Source organism: Kitasatospora sp. NPDC093558 (assembly GCF_040683475.1).
In the GTDB taxonomy this organism is placed as follows: Bacteria; Actinomycetota; Actinomycetes; order Streptomycetales; family Streptomycetaceae; genus Kitasatospora.
Genome location: NZ_JBFBDY010001083.1, coordinates 1 through 1,585, shown reverse-complemented (window position 1 = coordinate 1,585; position 1,585 = coordinate 1). Strand labels below are relative to the sequence as shown.

Genomic DNA, 1,585 nt, shown 5'->3' with positions numbered 1-1,585 from the left:
CGGGTGTGATCATCGGCACCTGGTTGGCGTTGCTCGTGCTGCTGATGACGATGGCATCGGTTCTGCCGGATTCCCTGACCCACGGCTCGGCCTGGTCCGCGATTGTCATGCTGTGGGTGCTCGCGCTGCTCCTCTGGCCGCTGGTCGTCTGCTTCGCTCTGCGCCGGTGGATCGCCACGGGCCGCGCCGGGGAGCCGGGTGCACTGCCGCCCTTCGATCCGAGGATCTCCGCGCCGCCGCCCGTCCCCGAGTCCCCGGAGGCCGCAGCCCGGCGACGGGCAGCGGAAGAGGCCGAGCGGGCACGCCAGGAGGAGCTTCGACGACGAGGGGGCTACCTCCGTTGGCTCCAAGGGCGTCCGCCGCCGCACTGACAGGACGCAGGCCGGTCGAAAAGCGCCTGCTCGACGTTCGTGACGCTGCCTACGATCGCCGACATGGATCGATATGTGCCGACTGGGCTCAGCCAGCGCCGCTGCTCGATGCGTTTCGCCCGGCTGGCCGAATCTGGGCACTCTCGGGAGCCGAAGGAGGCAATAGGACGGTGAAGCGCAAGACACCCCAGGAAAAGAAGCGGCTGAGCTACCTCAAAGACCATCGGAACAACTACGGCGAGAACGACAAGAGCTCACGCAGGAACATCCGCCGGAACAAGCGGTTCCCCAACAGTGCCAACCGGCGTCACGCACAGACCGCGCTGACGGTACTCCTGGGCGCACCCGACGATGCCCGCGCCGACGCAGCCGAGGAGCGCATGAACGGCCGGCGCCCGAAGCGCTGGCGGAAGTCTCCCGACGCGCCGCTGGGTGCCATCGTCGACGGTGCCCTCGAGCACCGCGCGAAGATGGGCACCACCCAGGCCGAAAGTGCTGCTGCCCGCCTGCGCAGCGTCCGTAGTCGATTCGACTGGATGGCCCCCTCAGACAACCCGCTTTTGCCACCCTCCTATCTACGCATGGTCCGTTCATCACTCGCCGAAGACGACGAGACGGGCTGCGCATGACGTGTCGGAGGTGGTCGCCACCTCTGAGTGAACCGCCGGGACGGCGACCTTCTCCGCGTGGCACGAAGAGCAGGCCGGTCGGATTCGCTCCGGTCAGTGGCCCCCTTTGGGGGCGCGGATACCCACAGAATCGTTGGCGTACCCCGACCGGTCCAACTCGCCCCGCGCACCTAGCTCGTCCGGGATAAGCCAATCCATCCGGGGCCGGCCAGGCCTGGCCCTGACTTCCACTTTGCGAAACGCTGGTGCACCGTCTGCCAGCAAGCCTCGAAGACCGGCGGGAGCTGACGCCAGGTACAGCCCGGGGTCGCCACGACCACGATCGCGGCCAGCCTTTGTCGCCAGTACTCCGCTTCCAGATCGAGCCTGCGCTTGGGTCCCCGCCTCGCCATCAACACACCCATCATGATCAAGGAATGTTGCGACAAGCGTTAGAACCCAAGAACTCTCAAGGGGTCTAAATTCACGAACCGTTGACACCGCCCTGCTCGTCCCAGAGCCAGGAGGAACCCCCGCGAGCGCGGGGCCGACTGAGTAGTCCCCCCGAGTCCGGAACGACGGCGGAGGAACCCCCGCGAGCGCGGG

At 67.2% G+C, this 1,585-nt stretch carries 3 protein-coding genes; 2 read left to right on the top strand and 1 reads right to left on the bottom strand.

Annotated elements, in window-relative coordinates; all coding sequences use genetic code 11:
- Positions 1–371: hypothetical protein (locus tag AB0O00_RS38685; protein WP_363659361.1), on the top strand; the 371-nt coding region annotated here is incomplete at its 5' end.
- Positions 372–541: 170 nt separating this feature from the next.
- On the top strand, positions 542–1,000 hold the full coding sequence (locus tag AB0O00_RS38680) for a hypothetical protein (RefSeq protein WP_363659360.1): 459 nt from the start codon (positions 542–544) through the stop codon (positions 998–1,000).
- 170 nt (positions 1,001–1,170) lie between these two features.
- Here the strand turns inward: AB0O00_RS38680 and AB0O00_RS38675 are convergent, their stop codons facing one another.
- Positions 1,171–1,392: a transposase gene (locus AB0O00_RS38675; protein ID WP_363659362.1), complete on the bottom strand. Its 222-nt coding sequence runs from the start codon at positions 1,390–1,392 to the stop codon at positions 1,171–1,173.
- Positions 1,393–1,585 lie beyond the last annotated feature (193 nt).

Coding starts and splice junctions, on each gene's coding strand:
- AB0O00_RS38675 (WP_363659362.1), bottom strand. CDS start 1,392: ATGGCGAGGCGGGGACCCAAGCGCAGGCTCGATCTGGAAGCGGAGTAC.